This window comes from Methylobacterium sp. Leaf102, from assembly GCF_001422425.1.
Taxonomy (GTDB): domain Bacteria; phylum Pseudomonadota; class Alphaproteobacteria; order Rhizobiales; family Beijerinckiaceae; genus Methylobacterium.
The window spans coordinates 92,533-110,005 of the sequence record NZ_LMMX01000041.1 but is presented as its reverse complement, the minus strand read 5'-3'; the positions used below and the strand labels follow the sequence as shown (position 1 = coordinate 110,005).

Here is a 17,473-nt window from a genome sequence, read left to right as displayed (position 1 = left end):
ACGAACCGCTTGGGATCAGAGGACGACCATGGTCGGCAGCATCACCCGCCCCACGTTCGATCCGGTGCCGGGCGCCCGGACGCCCCTTTTCACCGGCAACGACTGGGACTTCGACACGATCAAACGAATCCACGACGCCTGCGAGGCCGAGGCGCGGGAACTCGGCCTCTCGTGGTACCCGAACCAGATCGAGATCATCACCGCCGAGCAGATGCTCGATGCCTATGCCTCCATCGGCATGCCGCTGTTCTACAAGCACTGGTCGTTCGGCAAGCACTTCGCCCAGCACGAGGCCAGCTACCGCCGCGGCATGATGGGGCTCGCCTACGAGATCGTCATCAATTCCAACCCGTGCATCTCCTACGTGATGGAGGAGAATACGGCGACGATGCAGACCCTGGTGATCGCCCACGCGGCGTTCGGCCATAATCACTTCTTCAAGAACAACTACCTGTTCAAGCAATGGACCGACGCCGACGGCATCCTCGACTACCTCGATTTCGCTAAGGGCTTCATCACCCGATGCGAGGAGCGCTACGGCCACGGGGCGGTGGAATCGGTTCTCGATGCCGCCCACGCCCTCATGAACCAGGGTGTCCACCGCTACCCGCGTAAGAAGCGGCCCGATCTGGCGTCCGAGCAGCGGCGCGAACGGGAACGGGCCGAGCACGGCGAGCAGGTCTACAACGACCTCTGGCGCACGCTGCCACAGAAGATCGCCGGCGTGCGCCCCGACCTCGCCGTCGAGCGCCGCAAGGCGCTCCTCGAACTGCCCCAGGAGAATCTGCTCTACTTCCTCGAGAAGGCCGCCCCACGCCTCAGGCCGTGGCAGCGCGAGATCCTGCGCATCGTGCGCCTGGTGGCGCAGTACTTCTACCCGCAGCGCCAGACCAAGGTGATGAACGAGGGCTGCGCCACCTACTGCCACTATCGGATCATGAATTCCCTCTCGCAGAGGGGCCTCATCGGGGAGGCGGCGTACCTCGAATTCTTGACCTCGCACACCAACGTCATCCGCCAGCCGAACTACAACGAGCGCGGCTACGGCGGCCACAACCCCTACGCCATCGGGTTCGCCATGATGCAGGACATCGCCCGCATCGTGGAGCAGCCCACCGAGGAGGACCGGGCCTGGTTCCCCGACATCGCCGGCACGGGCGACGCCATGGCGACCCTGCGCGACATCTGGGCGAACTACCGCGACGAGAGCTTCATCGCGCAGTTCCTGTCTCCGAGGCTCATGCGCGAGATGCGGCTGTTCCATGTGGTCGACGATCCGGACGAGGCGGAACTGCGCGTCGAGGCGATCCACGATGAGCGCGGCTACCGCAAGATGCGTCGCTCCTTCGCCCGCCAGTACGACGTCGCCTGGCTCGATCCGGATATCGAGGTGATGGATGTGGATCTCGAAGGCGATCGCCGCCTCATCGTGCACCACAAGGCGCTCAACCGCATCACCCTGCAGAAGGACGATGCACGACGGGTACTCCAGCACCTTGCCGACCTGTGGGGCTATGACGCCATCCTCAGGGAGATCGATCCGGCGACGGACGACGTTCTGGCCGAGCACCACGCAAGCGCCCGGCCGATCTTCTTCTGATCGACCCGTTGCCGCGCGCACTGGCGGCGGGCGGCGGTGAAACGAGAGACGGGACATGAAAAAGGCCGAGGTGCGATGCACCTCGGCCTTTTCTCGGAGCGGCGGATCCAGCCTCCGGCTGTTTCCGTGCTTTGATTGGTCGGAGTAGCAGGACTTGAACCTGCGACCCCCTGTCCCCCAGACAGGTGCGCTACCGGGCTGCGCTATACTCCGTCAGATCGCTCCGAAATCCGCCGTTCCCCTCTCCCGAACCCATAACACGCATCTCTGGGGGAGGTGCGATCGACCGGGCCGGTGGCGAGTGCGACGCCCCTTGCGGGGTGGAGGCGTCTTAGCTTTCCGCCCTCCGGGACGCAACCCCTAAGGTGGCTTCGAACATCGGATGAGGGCGTTCGAAGCCATAGGTTTCTCAGGCGTGCGACGGGGTCGCGTGGGGATCGTGCTTATCGGGCGTGGTGTTGTCCGGGTTCTTGCCACGCTTCTTCGCGATCCAGATCAACAGGTTGCGGATCACGACATAGAACACCGGGGTGAGGAACAGGCCGAACAGAGTCGCGCCGATCATGCCGAAGCACACGGCGGTTCCGAGGGCCTGGCGCATCTCGGCGCCCGGACCCGTGGCGATCACCAGGGGCACGGTGCCGAGGATGAAGGCGAAGGCCGTCATCAGAATCGGGCGTAGGCGCAGGCGGCAGGCCTCGACGGCGGCCGCCACCGGCCCCTTGTGCTCCGTCTCCTCGAGCTGATGGGCGAACTCGACGATCAGGATGGCGTTCTTGGCCGCCAAGCCGACGAGAACGATCAGCCCGATCTGCGTCAGGATGTTGTTGTCCTGGCCGCGGAACTGCACCGCCGCGAGGGCGGCGAGCACGCCTGTCGGCACCACCAGGATGATGGCGAGCGGCAACGCCCAGGATTCGTACTGGGCGGCCAGCACGAGGAACACGAGGAGCACGCCGAGCGCGAAGACATAGACGGCCGTGTTGCCCGTGGCCTTCTGCTGGAACGCGATCTCGGTCCAGTCGTAGGAATACCCCTCCGGCATGGTCTGGGCGATCTTCTCCATGGCCTCCAGAGCCTGTCCGGTGGAGATCCCCGGCTTGGCGTCGCCCTGGATCGGCACCGAGTAGAACAGGTTGAAGCGCTGGACGATCTGCGGCCCGCTGATCTCGCGGATGGAGGCCAGCGTTCCCATGGGCACCAGGGCGCCCGTGGACGAGCGGACCTTCAGCTGCTCGATGTCTCGCTTCTCCAGGCGGAACGCCGCGTCGGCCTGCATCCGGACCTGGTAGATACGGCCGAAGGCGTTGAAGTCGTTGACGTAGGCACCGCCGAGATTGGATTGCAGGGTCGCGAACACCGACGCCAGGGGTACGTTCAACATCCGCGCCATGGTGCGGTCGATGTCGATGAAGAGCTGCGGCGTGTCGTTGCCGAAGGTGGTGAAGACGCGCTGCACCTCCTTGCTCTGGTTGGCCTGGGCCAGAACCTCGTTGGCGGCCGCCAGCAGCGGGCCGATGGCCGAGCTCTGCCGGCTCTCGATCTGCATCTTGAACCCGCCGCCGTTGCCGAGGCCGCGTACGGGGGGGGGCGGGATGAACAGGACGCGGGCTTCCTGGATCCCGGCCGTGGCCTTGAACACGTCGCCGGTGATGACGGCGGCGGTGCGGCCCGTCGCGGCCCGCTCCTTGGCCCCCTTCAGGGTGAGGAACATCACCGCGCCGTTGGTGGTGTTGGTGAAGGTCGCGCCATCGAAGCCCGAGATGATGACGGCGTTGGCGACGCCATCGACCTTGCGAGCGAGTTCGGCGGCATGCCGCACCACTGCCGTCGTCCGCTCGAGGGCGGAGCCGGCGGGAAGCTGAACGACGCCGATGAGGTAGCCCTGGTCCTGCTGCGGGATGAAGCCCGTCGGCACGGTGGTGACGAGGTGAAGCGTACCGGCGAGCACGCAGCCGTAGACGATCAGCATGCCGATAAGGCCGATCACCCGCCCGGTCAGGAACTTGATGATCCGGGCGTAGCCGTTCGATAGAGCGTCGAAGCCGCGGTTGAAGGTGTTGGCGCACCACGCGATGAAGCGCGCGAGAAAGAACTTCGGCGGCTTGTGCTCGTGGTGGGGCTTGAGGAGCAGCTTGCAGAGCGCCGGCGACAAGGTGAGCGAGTTGAACATCGAGATGATGGTCGACGCCGCGATGGTGAGGGCGAACTGCTTGTAGAACTGCCCCGAGATGCCCGGGATGAACGCGGTGGGGATGAACACCGCCGACAGCACGAGGGCAATGGCGACCACGGCGCCGCCGACCTCGTCCATGGTCTTGTGAGCGGCGTCGCCGGGCGAGAGCCCCTCGGCCATGTTGCGCTCGACGTTCTCCACCACAACGATGGCGTCGTCGACCACGATGCCGATGGCGAGCACGAGGCCGAACAGGGTGAGGTTGTTCACCGAGAAGCCGAAGGCCGCCATGGCCGCGAAGGTACCGATGAGCGACACGGGAATCGCGATCACCGGGATCAGCGCCGTGCGCCAGCTCTGGAGGAACACCAGCACCACGATGACCACGAGGAGGACGGCCTCGAACAGGGTCTTGTAGACCTCGTGGACGGATTCCTCGATGAACTCCGTCGGGTTGTAGGCGATCTTGTACTCGACGCCGGGGGGGAAGTTCTTGGCGATGACGTCCATGGTCTGGCGCACCTGGCTCGCCGCCTCGAGGGCGTTGGTCCCGGGCCGCTGGAACACGCCGACGCCCACCGCCGGAGTCGCGTTGAGGAAGGACTGGGTGGTGTAGTCCTTCTGGCCCATTTCCGTGCGGCCGATGTCCTTGATACGCACGAGGCGGCCGTCGGCGGCCTTGACGATGACCTCCGTGAACTCCTCAGGGGTCTGGAACCGTCCCTGGGACTGGACCACGAGCTGGAACGCGTTCGACGCCGGAGCTGGGGGCGCGCCGAGGGCGCCGGAAGCGACCTGCACGTTCTGCTCCTGCAGCGAGGTCAGCACGTCGGTGGTCGAGAGGCCGTAGGCGGCGAGCTTGTTGGGGTCGAGCCAGATGCGCAGGGCGTACTCGCTGCCGCCGAAGACCGTGATGTCGCCGACGCCGTCGAGGCGCAGCAACTCGTCGCGTATCCGCAGGTAGATGTAGTTCGAGAGGTAGTTCTGGTCGTAGGTGTTGTCGGGCGAGAGCACGTGCACGACGAGCATCAGGTCGGGCGAGGCCTTGCGGACGGTGACGCCGAGGTTGCGTACGTCCGGCGGCAGGCGCGGCTGGGCCACCGAGAGGCGATTCTGCACCAGCACGTTGGCGATATCGAGGTTGGTGCCGACCTTGAAGGTGACGGTGAGCTGCATGTTGCCGTCGTTGGTCGACAGCGACGTCATGTAGAGCATGTTGTCGACGCCGTTCACCTCCTGCTCGATGGGGGTGGCGATGGTGGCGGCGACCGTCTCGGCATTGGCGCCCGGATAGGAGGCGCGCACCACCACGGTGGGCGGTACGATCTCAGGGTACTGCGAGACCGGCAGGGAGGCGTACGAGACGTAGCCGATGATCAGGAACAGGATCGACGTCACGGACGCGAAGATCGGTCGATCGACGAAGAAGTGGGCAAAACGCATGGGGTGAACCTCTCGCCGCTCCAGGGTGGTTCACCCCGGACGGGACCGTCTTGTCGTCAGCGGACGGGCGCACGGATCACGGACGATCCGGGTGCACGCTCTCCTCAGGTCTTACCGGCGATGGGCCGGACGTTCGTCTCGCGAGGCACCTTGCCCCCACCCGGCGCGCCGCGAAACGGGCGTGTCGTGCGACGACCCGGGGGCCGCGGCACGACACGTGATCTTGCCGGTGCCCGTCGATCCTGCGCAAGCGGACCGGTCTACGGACACGGGAACGGGGAATCGCTGTCCGTCAGCTCTTGCGGGGCGGCAGCGTCGACGATTCGGCCGTGACCTTGGCGCCGGGGCGCACGCGGGACAGGCCGTTGACCACGACGTTCTCGTCGCCCTTCAGCCCGTCGCGGATCACCCGGTAGCCGTCGACCTTCGGACCGAGTTTGACTTCGCGCGAGGCGACCGAGCCGTCGTCCGCCACGAGGTAGACCACACGCTTGTCCTGGTTGGCCGAGACCGCGTCGTCCGGCAACAGAATGCCCTGGTACGGCTTTGTCGCGGGCAGCGACACGATACCGAACAGGCCCGGCTTGATGAAACCGTCGGGGTTCTCGACGGTGGCGCGCAGGAGCACGGTTCCGGTGGCGTTATCGACGCGGTTGTCGACGAAGTCGAGGACGCCCTTGCGGGTCGGCTTCTCTTCGCCCGTGAGCGCAATGAGGATCGGAACGCCCTTGCCCCGCTGGGTCTGACCCATGCCGATCCCGAGGGATCCCTGGTACTTCAGGAACGAGCGCTCATCGACTGTGAAGCCGAAGAAGATCGGGTCGAGGGACACGATGGTGGTCAGCAGGGTCTGGTCGGTGATGACGATGTTGCCCTCGGTGACGAGGCGCCTGCTGATGCGGCCCGAGATCGGGGCCTTCACCTCGGTGAAGTCGTAGTTGAGCTGGGCCTGGCGCAGCTGCGCGTCGGCGCTGTCGACATCGGCCTGCGCGGTCTGCGAAGCTTGGCGGCGCTGGTCCGTGACCTGCTCGGAGATGTTGCCCGAGCGGCTCAAGGTCTGGGCGCGATCGAGGTCGGTCTGCGAGAAGTTCAGCCGCGCCTTGGCGGAGACCAGGGCGGCCTGGGCCTGATCGAGGGCGGCCTTGTAGGGGCGCCGGTCGATGACGAAGAGCAGGTCGCCCTTCTTCACGTTGGCGCCGTCCTGGAAGTTGAGCTTCTCCAGGTAGCCCGTGACCCGGGCACGGACATCGACGATCTCCACGGGATCGAACCGGCCCGTGTACATGTCGGTCTCGACGATCTCGCGAACCACGGGCTTGGCCGTGGTCACCTTCGGCGGTGGACCGCCCGGCGCCTGGGCCAGGACCGGAAGTCCCGCCCCAACTGGAAGCCCAGCCAGGGCGAGACCGAGGGCCGGAAGAAAACGGAAGAGCGGACGCCTGCGCATATCGATAATCCCTATGCCCTTCGAGCTAGAGGTACGGTGCCGCCCATGGAGTGCGCTGCCGCACATGGTCGCTCGTCCGCCTGAAACCGAACGCGGTGTTCGCGAATACGGCCTGATCCGGTGGTCGAGCCGCGAGGCTATCGCGTGATCGGCTCGCCGGCGCCGTACCAATCCTTGAAGCCGCCGATGTAATGGGCGTCGATGGCGAGCCCCGCCCGCTGTGCGGCCGCCAGGGCGTGCACGGAGCGGACGCCGGCAGCGCAGGAGAACACCGGACGCCTGCCATCCTCCGACACCAGGGCGGCGATGGCGTCCGGATCGAAGGTCGAGAGCGGGTGCGTGACCGAGCCCGGGATGTGGCCGCTGGCATATTCATGCGGCTCGCGCACGTCGATAAGCAGGATCGTCCCGTCGGCGAGCCCCGTCTTGACCGTATCCCGGTCGAGATCGACCACGTTCATTGATCCATCCTCGTTCGTCCGCTGTTGTTTTAAGCGCGTGGGGAGGTGGCCGCAACGCGCTCGGCCAGAACCGCGTCGACGCCGGCGAAATGCCCTGTCCAGTCGGGCGGTGCGTAGCCGTCGAGGCGCGACTTCAGGTCCGCCCGCAGGGGGGAGGCGGGAGCGCTCAGCGCCTCGATGGCTTCGCGCCAGCCCGGACCGTCGAGGGGGTCGAGGAGGTGGGCGAAGCCGCTTCCGATCTCGCGATGCACCGCAAGATCCGAGGCGACGACGGGCAGGCCGCAGGCTGCGGCTTCCACCACCGGCAGGCCGTACCCCTCCGCGAAGGAGGGCATCAGGAGTGCGGTGGCCTCCTGAAGCAGGCGGGCGAGGCCGTGGCTCGATAGACCGCCGACCTCGATCACGTGCGCCCGCATGGCCGGGCAGCGCTCCAACATGTCGATGATGTTCTCCGCCTCCCAGCCCCGGCGTCCGACGAGGACGAGGCGCGGCGTCGCCGGGCCGTGGCGCTGGGCGAGGTCGCGCCAGAGGTTGAGCAGGCCGAGATGGTTTTTGCGCGGCTCGATGGTGCCGCAGGCCACGAAAGTCGGACGGTCGGGCACCAAGTTCGGGGCGCCTGAGGCCGGCTGGAAGACCGGTTCGACGCCGAGCCAGGCCACAGTCGTCGGGCGTTGGGGAAGGCCACGGGCCGCGAGATACCCCGAGAGATGCGCCGCGACGTCGGCCGAGTTCACGAGGATATGGGCCGCATGGGCCGCGATGGTCCCCATTCGGGTGGCGTGGCGCTCGGCTTCGCCGGGTCGGCCGTATTCCGGATAGGCGATGGGGATGAGGTCGTGCACGAAGAAGACCGGGCGGATGTCGCGGCGGTCGTAGAGCCAGTCGAACCGCTCCGGCCTGTCGAGGCGCAGGTGCGAGGTGTGGAGATAGACCGTCCCCTTCGGCAGCCGGTCGGGGCCGCGTGCGCGCAGCACCGTCCAGGCCGTGCGGGCCTGGAGGCGTCGGCGTGCGGCGGTGTCCGGGCGCCGCGGCGGGCTCGATGTCTCGCGCACGGGTGAGCCGAGGGCTCCGGCAAGGCGGCGATAGACCGGATCGTCCTCCGCCGCGCGATCTTCGACCCAGCCCGCCGCCACAGCCTCGACGATCGCGGCGGCCTCGGCCCGTTCCAGCACCTTCGGGCCGAGGGCCGTCGAGACGAGGCCGAAGCGCGCACCGGTCTGCCCCAGGACATGGCGGGCGTAGGCGAGGTCGACCCGGTCGATTCCGCTCGGCGAGGCGTGACGAAGCCGGGTGATGAGGCGGGTGAGGTCGAAGGCGATCGAGGAGACGGGCATGATCCTCCGGTTGCGTTCAGGCGCGGCGCCGTATCGAGGCGCTTGTCTCGGCATCGACTTTTCCGAAAGCCGGCAACCACCTTTCGGGCCGATGCCCTATATGCGTGCCACAGCCCCGCGCCGATCCCTTAGTTAAAGGGATCGATAAACGCCACCCGCAACGCCGTCTGGCCAACCCGAGCAACGCCCCCGTGTCTCCCGGTTACCTGCCCTTCGCGGGCGCCCTCGATCTGCCCGCCTACACCTGCGACAATTGCGGGTTCTGGCAGCGCCACTTCACCGCTCCGGCCGGTTGCCCAATGTGCCTCGACGCGCGCCACGTGGTGCCGCAGAACGGATGGCAGTTCTGGACGGAGGCGGAGGCGCAGGCGCGCTTTCCCTGCCACTGGGAGGAGCTGGAGCCGGGTGTCTGGCGGTTCTGGAACGACCCGGTCTCGGGAATCGGGCCGAGCGCGTATCTGATTCAGACGCCACACGGCAACATGGGCTTCGAGGCCTGCCCGGTCTTCAGCGAAGCGGCGCTCAAGCACATCGCGAACCTCGGCGGCATGCAGGTGCTGTCGTCGTCCCACCCGCACGCCTACGGTGCTCTGGTGCAACTGCAGGACCGGTTCGACCCGGAATTGTGCCTGCCGGCCGCCGACTTCGTGTGGAGCGCAGCGCTTCAGGTGTCGTGGCCCTACGACGATTTTCTCGAGCCCCTGCCGGGACTCGAACTCCACCGCACCGCCGGACATTTCGACGGCCACGCCGTGCTGTTCGACAGATCGCGAAAAATCCTGTTCTGCGGCGACGCCCTGAAGTTCGAGCTCGACCCGAAGGATTTCCGCCGGGCCGTCACGATCTCGGCTCACAAGGCGTTCGTGCGCGGGGTGCCGCTCACCACGAACGAGTTGCGGCGCTACCGCGACGTGTTCGCCCAGCTCGACTTCACCCAGACCTGGACGCCGTTCGAGCCGGCCGCCAATTGCGGCCGGGCCGAGGTTCTGGCGCTCCTCGACGGCATGCTGGCGACCCGCCCGCATGCCGCCCCGGTCGCCCTCGATACGCTCCGCGGTTGAGGATCAGGCACGCCCCTTGGCGGTCTGACCGAACATCACCTTCTTGGCGTCCTCGCTCATGGTCTTGCCGAAATCCGGGTTGACCTCCGGTGCACGGGCATAGGCCGCCTTTGTGGCCGGGCGCTCCGCGATGGTCGTGAACCATCGCGCGAGGTTCGGGAAATCCGAAAGGGTCTGGCCCTGCTTTTCGTAGGGCACGATCCACGGATAGGCGGCCATGTCGGCGATGGAATAATCCGCACCGGCCACGAACGCGCGGTCGGCGAGGCGCCGGTCGAGGACGCCGTAGAGCCGATTGGTCTCGTTGACGTAGCGGGTGATGGCGTACGGGACCTTTTCTGGGGCGTACTGGGTGAAATGATGGTTCTGGCCGAGCATGGGCCCGAGGCCGCCCATCTGCCAGAATAGCCATTGCAGCACCTCGGCGCGGCCACCCAGGTCTTGCGCGATGAAGCGACCGGTCTTCTCGGCGAGGTACAGCAGGATCGCGCCGGACTCGAAAAGCGACACCGGTTCGCCACCGCCCTCGGGCGCGTGATCGACGATGGCCGGCATGCGATTGTTGGGGGAGATGGCAAGGAAGTCGGGCTTGAACTGCTCGCCGGTGCCGATGTTCACGGGCTTGATCGTGTAAGGCAGACCGGTCTCTTCGAGGAACAGCGTCACCTTGTGGGCGTTCGGCGTTGGCCAGTAATACAGGTCGATCATGGAGCATCCTTGATTCGTGCGCGAAGGCGATGGGCGCAACGCACGGGTACGCGCGCCGACCGTCGAACGGTTCACGCAGGCCCCATTGATCCCAGGACATGCCGGCGATCAATGGGTTTGCGGTTCGCCGGGATTCGGCTTCGATGCCCAACCGATTTGGCCGGGATCTCTTGCGGGTACAGATCGGCGCGCGTCAGCGTCATGGGAAGATCGAGGGTGATGACGGCTCCCACCGGCGGTCCTGGCAATCTCGATCTGCCCCTGTACGCTCGTTGCGACGAGGCTGAAGACAATGTGTAGGCCGAGGCCGCCTTGGTCGCGCCCCGTCGTAAAGAACGGATCGAACACCGTCCCGAGGTTCTCAGACGGGATACCGGCGCCGTTGTCGGAGCGGGATGATCGACGATGGTCAACAGAATGGTCCCCGAGACCGGCAAACGAACGATCGGGTTGAACATCGTCTGTCGCCCAACGCGACCGTCCGGTACCGTCGCCCTCGACAGCCTGTCTGCGTTGGCCAAGCAGAGCCCCCCGAAAGCGCTGGTCGTTCGCATGACGGACTGCGCTGTCACACGCGATCAGGACCGGCCGCAGCCGGATGCCTCGCCGTCCGGCCAAGGGGAATTGAGCTGGCGTGTCCGCTCGCGGCCCGGCCGCTCGCCGCACGGGGTGCAGCTTCGCGCTTCGGCCTCACGCACGAGGCGCTCGGCCATGGCCCGCACCGCGTCCTCGCTGTCGGCGACATGACCGAAGGTGACTTGTCGAATTCAAAGACGTGGTCGGGGCCATAGCGGAAGCCCTCGGGCCTGAGACCGAGCAAGTGATCGAGCGGTGACGATCAGGAGGCCAAAGTCGTAACCTACGTTAGCTCTTGATGCCAAACAGACCTGAGAAATAGTCTAATTACATGATAAAATCAACATAGATGCTTTGCTTGAAGTTGGAATTCGGTCGTGATGCAACACTGAATTATTTTCAAATACATGAGGGTGGCTTCCTCGGCCCTATGCCCGAGGGGCAACGACGGAAACGGCCAGGCGTCGCAGGACGGGGCCGGCCGCAAAGCGGCGTTGCAACGGACGGGCTTTCCGGCTGATGTCCCCTATGTCGGGGTCATGAGACGAACCCTCACAAACGCCGTCCGGGCGATCGCGCTTCTCGTCGTCACCAGCGCATCCGCGGCCGGGGCGCCACCCTTCATCCTTGTCGGCCTCGACGGTAAGACCTTCTTCGATCCCGCAGGCGGCCGCAACGGCCCGAATGGCCACGATTCCGTCGGCATCCTCGATGTCAGCGACGAGGCAAGACCTCGCCTCGTTCATACCCTGCCCCTCGACAATTCCGTCTACGGACCACCGACCAACCTCGGAATCACCCCGAACGGTCGGCTCGGCCTCGTCGCGAGTTCCGTCCTGATGCGGCAGGAGGGGACCGCCTGGTACGCGCAGCCCGACGACCGGCTCCATGTCATCGATCTCGCTGCCGTGCCGCCCCGTCTTGTCGAGACGGTCAAGGTCGGTCGTCAGCCATCCGGGATCGCCATCGACAGGTCCGGCGGCCTGGCATTGGTCGCCAACCGCGAGGGTCGCAGCGTCACCGTCCTGACCATTGCCGGGACCACGGTGCGCACGGTCGCCACCATCGATGTCGGCGACGAAGCGGCGGCGGTGGCCTTCGCGCCGGACGGGCGCCGGGCCTTCGTCGCGAAGAACAAGGCCGCCAAGCTCGGTGTCCTGTCCATCGACGGAACGCAGGTGCGCTCCGAAACCGGACTCGATCTGCCCGTCGGCCCCGGCGTCTACGGTCTCGCCGTCACGCCGGACGGGGCCGTCGCCCTCACGGGCAATACCGGGCCCGAGCCGAGCGACGGCCATGCCGACACCGTGAGCGTGATCCGTGCCGATGGGACTCGTCCCGTCGTGATCGATCATCTCGGCATCGGCGACACGCCCGAAGCCCTGGCCATCGCCCCCGACGGACGCCACGCCGCCGTCTCGGTCGTACGCGGGGCGAGCGCACCGCACGGCAGTCCGGGCTACACGCCGAACGGGGCCGTGGCGCTGCTTTCCATCGCGCCCGACGGCCAGGTCCGGCGCGTCGCCGAAGCCCCAGCCGGGGCTGTGACGCAGGGCATCGTCTTCAGTCCGTCCGGTGATTACGTCTACGTCGGCAACTACGTCGACCGGACGCTCGGCGTCTACCGAGTCGTGGGGGATACCCTCACGGACACCGGCCACCGGGTGACCCTTCCGGGACAACCGGCCTCCCTCGGCGGGCGATAGGCGGCCCTCCAGCTACTTTTGGGGCGACGCCCGTCGGCGGCGGGTCCGCCTCAATCGCCCATCGGGAAGTGCTCGATGAAGCGCACGCCCTGCCAGAGCTCGATGGCGTGGCCATCGACGAGCGCTTTCGCACGTGCGCAGGCCTCCTCGTCGTTCCGCGAGTCGAGGCGGACCGACCCGACGAGCGAGCCATCCTTCCCGAGAACCAGAGCGCGGTAAGCGGGCTCGATCTCCGGGTTCGTCTTGCCGCGGCTTCCCGAGCTATTCTTCGCCATAGGGATGTAGGGCTCCGGCATGGAAGAAGGCAGCCGTCACCGCGGCGCAACCCGACCGCTCGCGCGAGGTCGGCGTCCTTTCTCGGCGTGTGGATCGACGGCGTAATTAACTTGGATCAATTGGCTGTAAAAAGGTGTCTCGTGCACCCGGATCGGTCTCCGGGCGGCCGGTGCCCGTTGGGTTCGGCCCTTCGCGCTGCGGACGGCTCTCGGCGCGTAATCCTCAGGGGGCTTCCCCTCGAACGAGCACGACACACAGTCTGGCGATCCTGATGGGATCCTTATGAAATCGCCCGCGCTTCCATCTCGAACCCTCATGCGGAACGCGTCCACAAGGGTCAACGAGCACGGCCAGTCCCGACACCGGCTCGCCGAACCGCAACGGACGCACCATGCCGGACATCACGTTCATCGCCCTCGGGCTCGGTTTCTTCGGCCTGGCCGCCGGCTACGCCGCGCTCTGCGAACGCCTCTGAGCCCCGCGCCATGACCCTCGACCTGACACTCGGCGCCCTCACGGCCCTGGGGCTGTTCGGATATCTCACCTACGCCCTCGTCCGCCCCGAGCGGTTCTGACGGAAACCCTCCCCATGACCCTCAATGGCTGGATTCAGATCGCGTTGTTCTGCGCGGTCGTGGTGGCGCTTGCCCGCCCCCTCGGTGGCTACATGACCCGCGTCTTCGCGGGGAAGCACACCCTCCTGTCGCCTGCGCTCGGCCCCATCGAGCGCGGCCTCTACCGCGCTGCCGGCATCGATGCGCGGCAGGAACAGCACTGGCTGGCCTATGGGCTATCGATGCTGACCTTCCACGTCCTCGGCTTCCTCGCCCTCTATGCGCTCCTGCGCATCCAGGCCGCGCTGCCGCTGAATCCGGACGGCCAGACGGCGGTCGCGCCGGACCTCGCCTTCAACACCGCCGCGAGCTTCGTCACGAACACGAACTGGCAATCCTATGGCGGCGAGACGACGTTGTCGTACCTCACGCAGATGCTGGGCCTGACCCACCAGAACTTCCTCTCGGCGGCCACCGGCATCGCCCTGGCGGTGGGGCTGGTGCGCGGGTTCAGCCGGGCTTCGAGCCGCACGATCGGCTCGTTCTGGGTCGATCTCACACGCACCACCCTCTACGTGCTGCTGCCGCTCTGCATCGTCTACACGCTGTTCCTGGTGTCACAGGGGATTCCCCAGACCCTCGGGGCGGCCGTGGAGGCGACGACCCTGGAGGGCGCCAAGCAGACCCTCGCGGTCGGCCCCGTGGCGAGCCAAGTCGCCATCAAGATGCTCGGCACCAACGGCGGCGGGTTCTTCAACGCCAACGCCGCGCATCCGTTCGAGAACCCGACGGCCCTCGCGAACTTCGTCCAGATGGTCTCGATCTTCGCCCTTGGCGCGGCGATGACCAACGTGTTCGGCCGGATGGTCGGCGACGAGCGCCAGGGCTGGGCCATCCTCGCCGCCATGGCCGTTCTGTTCCTCGCCGGTACCGCCATCGTCTACGGAGCCGAGAGCGCGGGCAGCCCCGTCCTCAACGAACTCGGGCTGACCGGCGGCAATATGGAAGGCAAGGAGGTCCGGTTCGGGATCCTGGCCTCTGCGTTGTTCGCCACCATCACCACGGCGGCGTCCTGCGGCGCGGTCAACGCCATGCACGACAGCTTCACAGCGCTGGGCGGCATGGTTCCGCTCATCAACATGCAGCTCGGCGAGATCATCGTCGGCGGCGTCGGGGCGGGCCTCTACGGCATCCTGGTCTTCGTCATCGTGACGATCTTCGTCGCCGGCCTGATGGTCGGACGCACCCCCGAATACCTCGGCAAGAAGATCGAGGGCCGCGAGGTCAAGATGGCGATGCTCGCGATCCTGTGCCTGCCACTGATGATGCTCGGCTTCACGGCCCTGGCGACGGTGGTCGCGGCCGGCCTCGCCGGACCCGCCAATGCCGGCCCGCACGGCTTCTCGGAAATCCTCTACGCCTTCACCTCGGCGGCGGCGAACAACGGGTCGGCCTTCGGGGGCCTGACGGCGAACACGGCCTTCTACAACACCACGCTGGGCCTCGGAATGCTGTTCGGCCGCTTCTTCGTCATTGTCCCGGCGCTCGCCATCGCGGGCTCGCTCGCGGCGAAGAAGACCGTGCCGGCCTCGGCCGGGACTTTCCCGACGGACAGCGGCCTGTTCGTCGGGCTCCTCGTCGGCGTGATCCTCATCGTCGGCGGCCTGACGTTCTTTCCGGCACTGGCGTTGGGACCCATCGTCGAGCACCTCGCCGGCGGCCTGGGCCAGACCTTCCCGGCGGGCGGCTGAGATGCGTCACATCACGCTGCCCCGCCGCACGCCGACCCGGCGCGCCCTCGCCAAGCACCGGCCCCGCCCGCGGACGTGGAGTCGGGTCGACCGGCACCGATCCGCCCTTCGCATCTCGGACGTCGTCCTCGTCCTCCTGGGGCTGGCCCTGCTCGGCGCCCTCTGCCTCGGGGCAGCGGTGACTCTGCTCGGGCGAGCGCTCGCACCCTGACCGTCCCGATCCGCGCGGCGCTCCGGCGCTTCGGCCTCCTCAGAATCCCCCGCTCCGGATAGACGCCATGACTCGCCCAAACGCCTCAAGCCTGTTTCAGGCCGCCCTCGTCGGGCCGGCCCTCGTCGGCGCCCTGACCAAGCTCGACCCCCGGACGATGGTCCGGAACCCGGTCATGTTCGTGGTCGAGGTGGTCGCCGTCCTGACCACGATCCTGTTCGTCCGGGACGTCGTCACGGGCGGCGCCAACCTCGCCTTCTCGGCCCAGATCGTCCTGTGGCTCTGGTTCACCCTTCTGTTCGCCAACTTCGCCGAGGCCATCGCCGAGGGACGCGGCAAGGCCCAGGCCGACAGTCTCCGGCGCTCCCGCACCGAGACCATGGCGAAGCGCCTCACCGGACCCGGACGGGATCACGAGATGGTGCCGGGGAACAGCCTTACTGTCGGCGACGTGGTGCTGGTCGAGGCGGGCGACATCATCCCTTCCGACGGAGAGGTCATCCTCGGCGTGGCCTCCGTGAACGAGGCCGCCATCACCGGCGAATCCGCCCCCGTCATCCGCGAATCCGGCGGCGACCGCTCGGCCGTCACCGGCGGCACCCAGGTGCTGTCCGACGAGATCCGGGTGCGAATCACGGCCGCCGCCGGCTCGACCTTCGTCGATCGGATGATCGCCCTCGTGGAGGGCGCGGCGCGGCAGAAGACCCCGAACGAGATCGCCCTCAACATCCTGCTCGCGGGGCTCACCCTCGTCTTCGTCTTCGCCGTCGCCTCGATTCCGAGCTTTGCCGCCTATGCGGGCGGCACGATTCCCGTCATCGTCCTCGTTGCCCTGTTCGTGACCCTGATCCCGACCACCATCGGGGCGCTCCTCTCCGCCATCGGCATCGCCGGCATGGACAGGCTGGTGCGCTTCAATGTCCTCGCCATGTCGGGCCGCGCCGTGGAAGCCGCCGGCGACATCGATACGCTCCTTCTCGACAAGACCGGCACCATCACGCTCGGCAACCGGCAGGCGACGGAGTTCCGCCCCGTGCGCGGCGTGTCGGAGCGGGATCTGGCCGACGCCGCCCAGTTGGCATCCTTGGCCGACGAGACCCCCGAGGGCCGGTCCATCGTCATCCTGGCCAAGGACCGCTACGGCATCCGGGCCCGCGACATGGCGAGCCTGAGCGCGACCTTCGTGCCGTTCACGGCGCAGGCCCGAATGAGCGGCGTCGACCTCGACGGATCCTCCATCCGCAAGGGTGCCGTGGAATCGATCATCGAGTCGGTGAACCGGCAGCCCATGGCGACCCACGGCTCGAGCGTCGCCCTGGACTACGGCCCGGGCGCGGCCCCGGAGACGATCCGAGAGATCCAAGCCATCGCCGAGGACGTCGCCAAGGCCGGCGGCACGCCCCTCGCCGTCTCCCGCGACGGCCGACTGCTCGGCGTGATCTATCTCAAGGACATCGTGAAGGGTGGCATCCGCGAGCGTTTCGCCGAGCTGCGCCGGATGGGCATCCGCACGGTGATGATCACCGGCGACAATCCCATGACCGCGGCCGCCATCGCCGCCGAGGCCGGTGTCGACGACTTCCTCGCCCAGGCGACCCCGGAGGACAAGCTCGCGCTGATCCGCCGGGAGCAAGCTCAGGGCAAGCTCGTCGCCATGTGCGGCGACGGCACCAACGACGCCCCGGCCCTGGCCCAGGCCGATGTGGGCGTCGCCATGAACACCGGCACCGTGGCGGCCCGCGAGGCCGGCAACATGGTCGACCTCGACAGCGATCCGACCAAGCTCATCGAGATCGTCGGCATCGGCAAACAGCTTCTCATGACGCGGGGCGCCCTGACCACATTCTCCATCGCCAACGATGTCGCCAAATACTTCGCCATCATCCCGGCGATGTTCCTCGGGCTCTATCCTCAGCTCCAAGGCCTCAACGTCATGGGGCTCGCCTCTCCCGAAAGCGCGATCCTATCGGCCATCGTCTTCAACGCCCTGATCATCGTCGCGCTGATCCCCCTGGCCCTGCGCGGCGTGTCCTACCGGGCGGTCGGGGCGGGCGCTCTGCTCGGCCGGAACCTCGCCGTCTATGGGGTCGGCGGCATCCTTGTGCCGTTCGTGGGCATCAAGGCCATCGATCTGACGATCACCGCCCTGCACCTCGTCTGAGCCGCGCC

Annotated in this window: 14 protein-coding genes and 1 tRNA gene; 7 read left to right on the top strand and 8 right to left on the bottom strand. The window is 67.1% G+C overall.

Going from position 1 to position 17,473, the window contains the following annotated elements; translation table 11 throughout:
• Positions 1 to 28 precede the first annotated feature (28 nt).
• Positions 29 to 1,600: a SpoVR family protein gene (locus tag ASF27_RS21115; RefSeq protein ID WP_056262371.1), complete on the top strand. Its 1,572-nt coding sequence runs from the start codon at positions 29 to 31 to the stop codon at positions 1,598 to 1,600.
• A gap of 136 nt (positions 1,601 to 1,736) precedes the next feature.
• On the opposite strand, the gene ASF27_RS21110 is transcribed toward ASF27_RS21115, so the two are convergent.
• From ASF27_RS21110 to ASF27_RS21090, 5 genes are all read right to left on the bottom strand, one after another.
• Positions 1,737 to 1,813: transfer RNA gene (locus tag ASF27_RS21110), tRNA-Pro, on the bottom strand.
• A gap of 196 nt (positions 1,814 to 2,009) precedes the next feature.
• On the bottom strand, positions 2,010 to 5,219 hold the full coding sequence (locus ASF27_RS21105; protein WP_056363332.1) for a multidrug efflux RND transporter permease subunit: 3,210 nt from the start codon (positions 5,217 to 5,219) through the stop codon (positions 2,010 to 2,012).
• A 292-nt stretch (positions 5,220 to 5,511) separates the two neighbouring features.
• Complete coding sequence (locus ASF27_RS21100) at positions 5,512 to 6,666, bottom strand: efflux RND transporter periplasmic adaptor subunit (protein WP_056174237.1); 1,155 nt, start codon at positions 6,664 to 6,666, stop codon at positions 5,512 to 5,514.
• A gap of 137 nt (positions 6,667 to 6,803) precedes the next feature.
• Positions 6,804 to 7,127 (bottom strand): rhodanese-like domain-containing protein, encoded by a 324-nt coding sequence (locus tag ASF27_RS21095; protein WP_056174239.1) that lies wholly within the window; start codon positions 7,125 to 7,127, stop codon positions 6,804 to 6,806.
• Positions 7,128 to 7,156: 29 nt separating this feature from the next.
• The gene (locus ASF27_RS21090) at positions 7,157 to 8,461 is read right to left on the bottom strand and encodes a glycosyltransferase family 1 protein (RefSeq protein ID WP_056363329.1); all 1,305 of its coding nucleotides are present in this window, start codon (positions 8,459 to 8,461) and stop codon (positions 7,157 to 7,159) included.
• 191 nt (positions 8,462 to 8,652) lie between these two features.
• Here ASF27_RS21090 and ASF27_RS21085 point away from each other — a divergent pair, with 191 nt between their 5' ends.
• On the top strand, positions 8,653 to 9,522 hold the full coding sequence (locus tag ASF27_RS21085; RefSeq protein WP_056363325.1) for an MBL fold metallo-hydrolase: 870 nt from the start codon (positions 8,653 to 8,655) through the stop codon (positions 9,520 to 9,522).
• A 3-nt stretch (positions 9,523 to 9,525) separates the two neighbouring features.
• Here ASF27_RS21085 and ASF27_RS21080 read toward each other — a convergent pair whose 3' ends face one another.
• Together ASF27_RS21080 and ASF27_RS23465 are read right to left on the bottom strand one after the other, a co-directional pair.
• Positions 9,526 to 10,230, bottom strand: coding sequence for a glutathione S-transferase N-terminal domain-containing protein (locus ASF27_RS21080; RefSeq protein WP_056363321.1), 705 nt, complete (start codon positions 10,228 to 10,230; stop codon positions 9,526 to 9,528).
• A gap of 108 nt (positions 10,231 to 10,338) precedes the next feature.
• Complete coding sequence (locus ASF27_RS23465) at positions 10,339 to 10,896, bottom strand: ATP-binding protein (RefSeq protein WP_277996081.1); 558 nt, start codon at positions 10,894 to 10,896, stop codon at positions 10,339 to 10,341.
• A 449-nt stretch (positions 10,897 to 11,345) separates the two neighbouring features.
• Here ASF27_RS23465 and ASF27_RS21075 point away from each other — a divergent pair, with 449 nt between their 5' ends.
• Positions 11,346 to 12,512, top strand: coding sequence for a YncE family protein (locus tag ASF27_RS21075; protein ID WP_056262358.1), 1,167 nt, complete (start codon positions 11,346 to 11,348; stop codon positions 12,510 to 12,512).
• Positions 12,513 to 12,562: 50 nt separating this feature from the next.
• Here the strand turns inward: ASF27_RS21075 and ASF27_RS21070 are convergent, their stop codons facing one another.
• Complete coding sequence (locus ASF27_RS21070) at positions 12,563 to 12,808, bottom strand: hypothetical protein (RefSeq protein ID WP_156467603.1); 246 nt, start codon at positions 12,806 to 12,808, stop codon at positions 12,563 to 12,565.
• Positions 12,809 to 13,273: 465 nt separating this feature from the next.
• On the opposite strand from ASF27_RS21070, the gene ASF27_RS21065 reads away from it, so the two are divergent.
• The 4 genes from ASF27_RS21065 to kdpB all read left to right on the top strand — a co-directional run bounded on the left by ASF27_RS21065 (position 13,274) and on the right by kdpB (position 17,465).
• On the top strand, positions 13,274 to 13,363 hold the full coding sequence (locus ASF27_RS21065; protein ID WP_056174250.1) for a K(+)-transporting ATPase subunit F: 90 nt from the start codon (positions 13,274 to 13,276) through the stop codon (positions 13,361 to 13,363).
• 14 nt (positions 13,364 to 13,377) lie between these two features.
• Positions 13,378 to 15,093: a potassium-transporting ATPase subunit KdpA gene (kdpA, locus tag ASF27_RS21060; protein ID WP_056363318.1), complete on the top strand. Its 1,716-nt coding sequence runs from the start codon at positions 13,378 to 13,380 to the stop codon at positions 15,091 to 15,093.
• A 1-nt stretch (position 15,094) separates the two neighbouring features.
• Complete coding sequence (locus tag ASF27_RS21055; protein ID WP_056262353.1) at positions 15,095 to 15,304, top strand: hypothetical protein; 210 nt, start codon at positions 15,095 to 15,097, stop codon at positions 15,302 to 15,304.
• A 67-nt stretch (positions 15,305 to 15,371) separates the two neighbouring features.
• Entirely contained in the window at positions 15,372 to 17,465 is a 2,094-nt protein-coding gene (gene kdpB / locus ASF27_RS21050) for a potassium-transporting ATPase subunit KdpB (protein ID WP_056363314.1), read from the top strand.
• Positions 17,466 to 17,473: the final 8 nt, after the last annotated feature.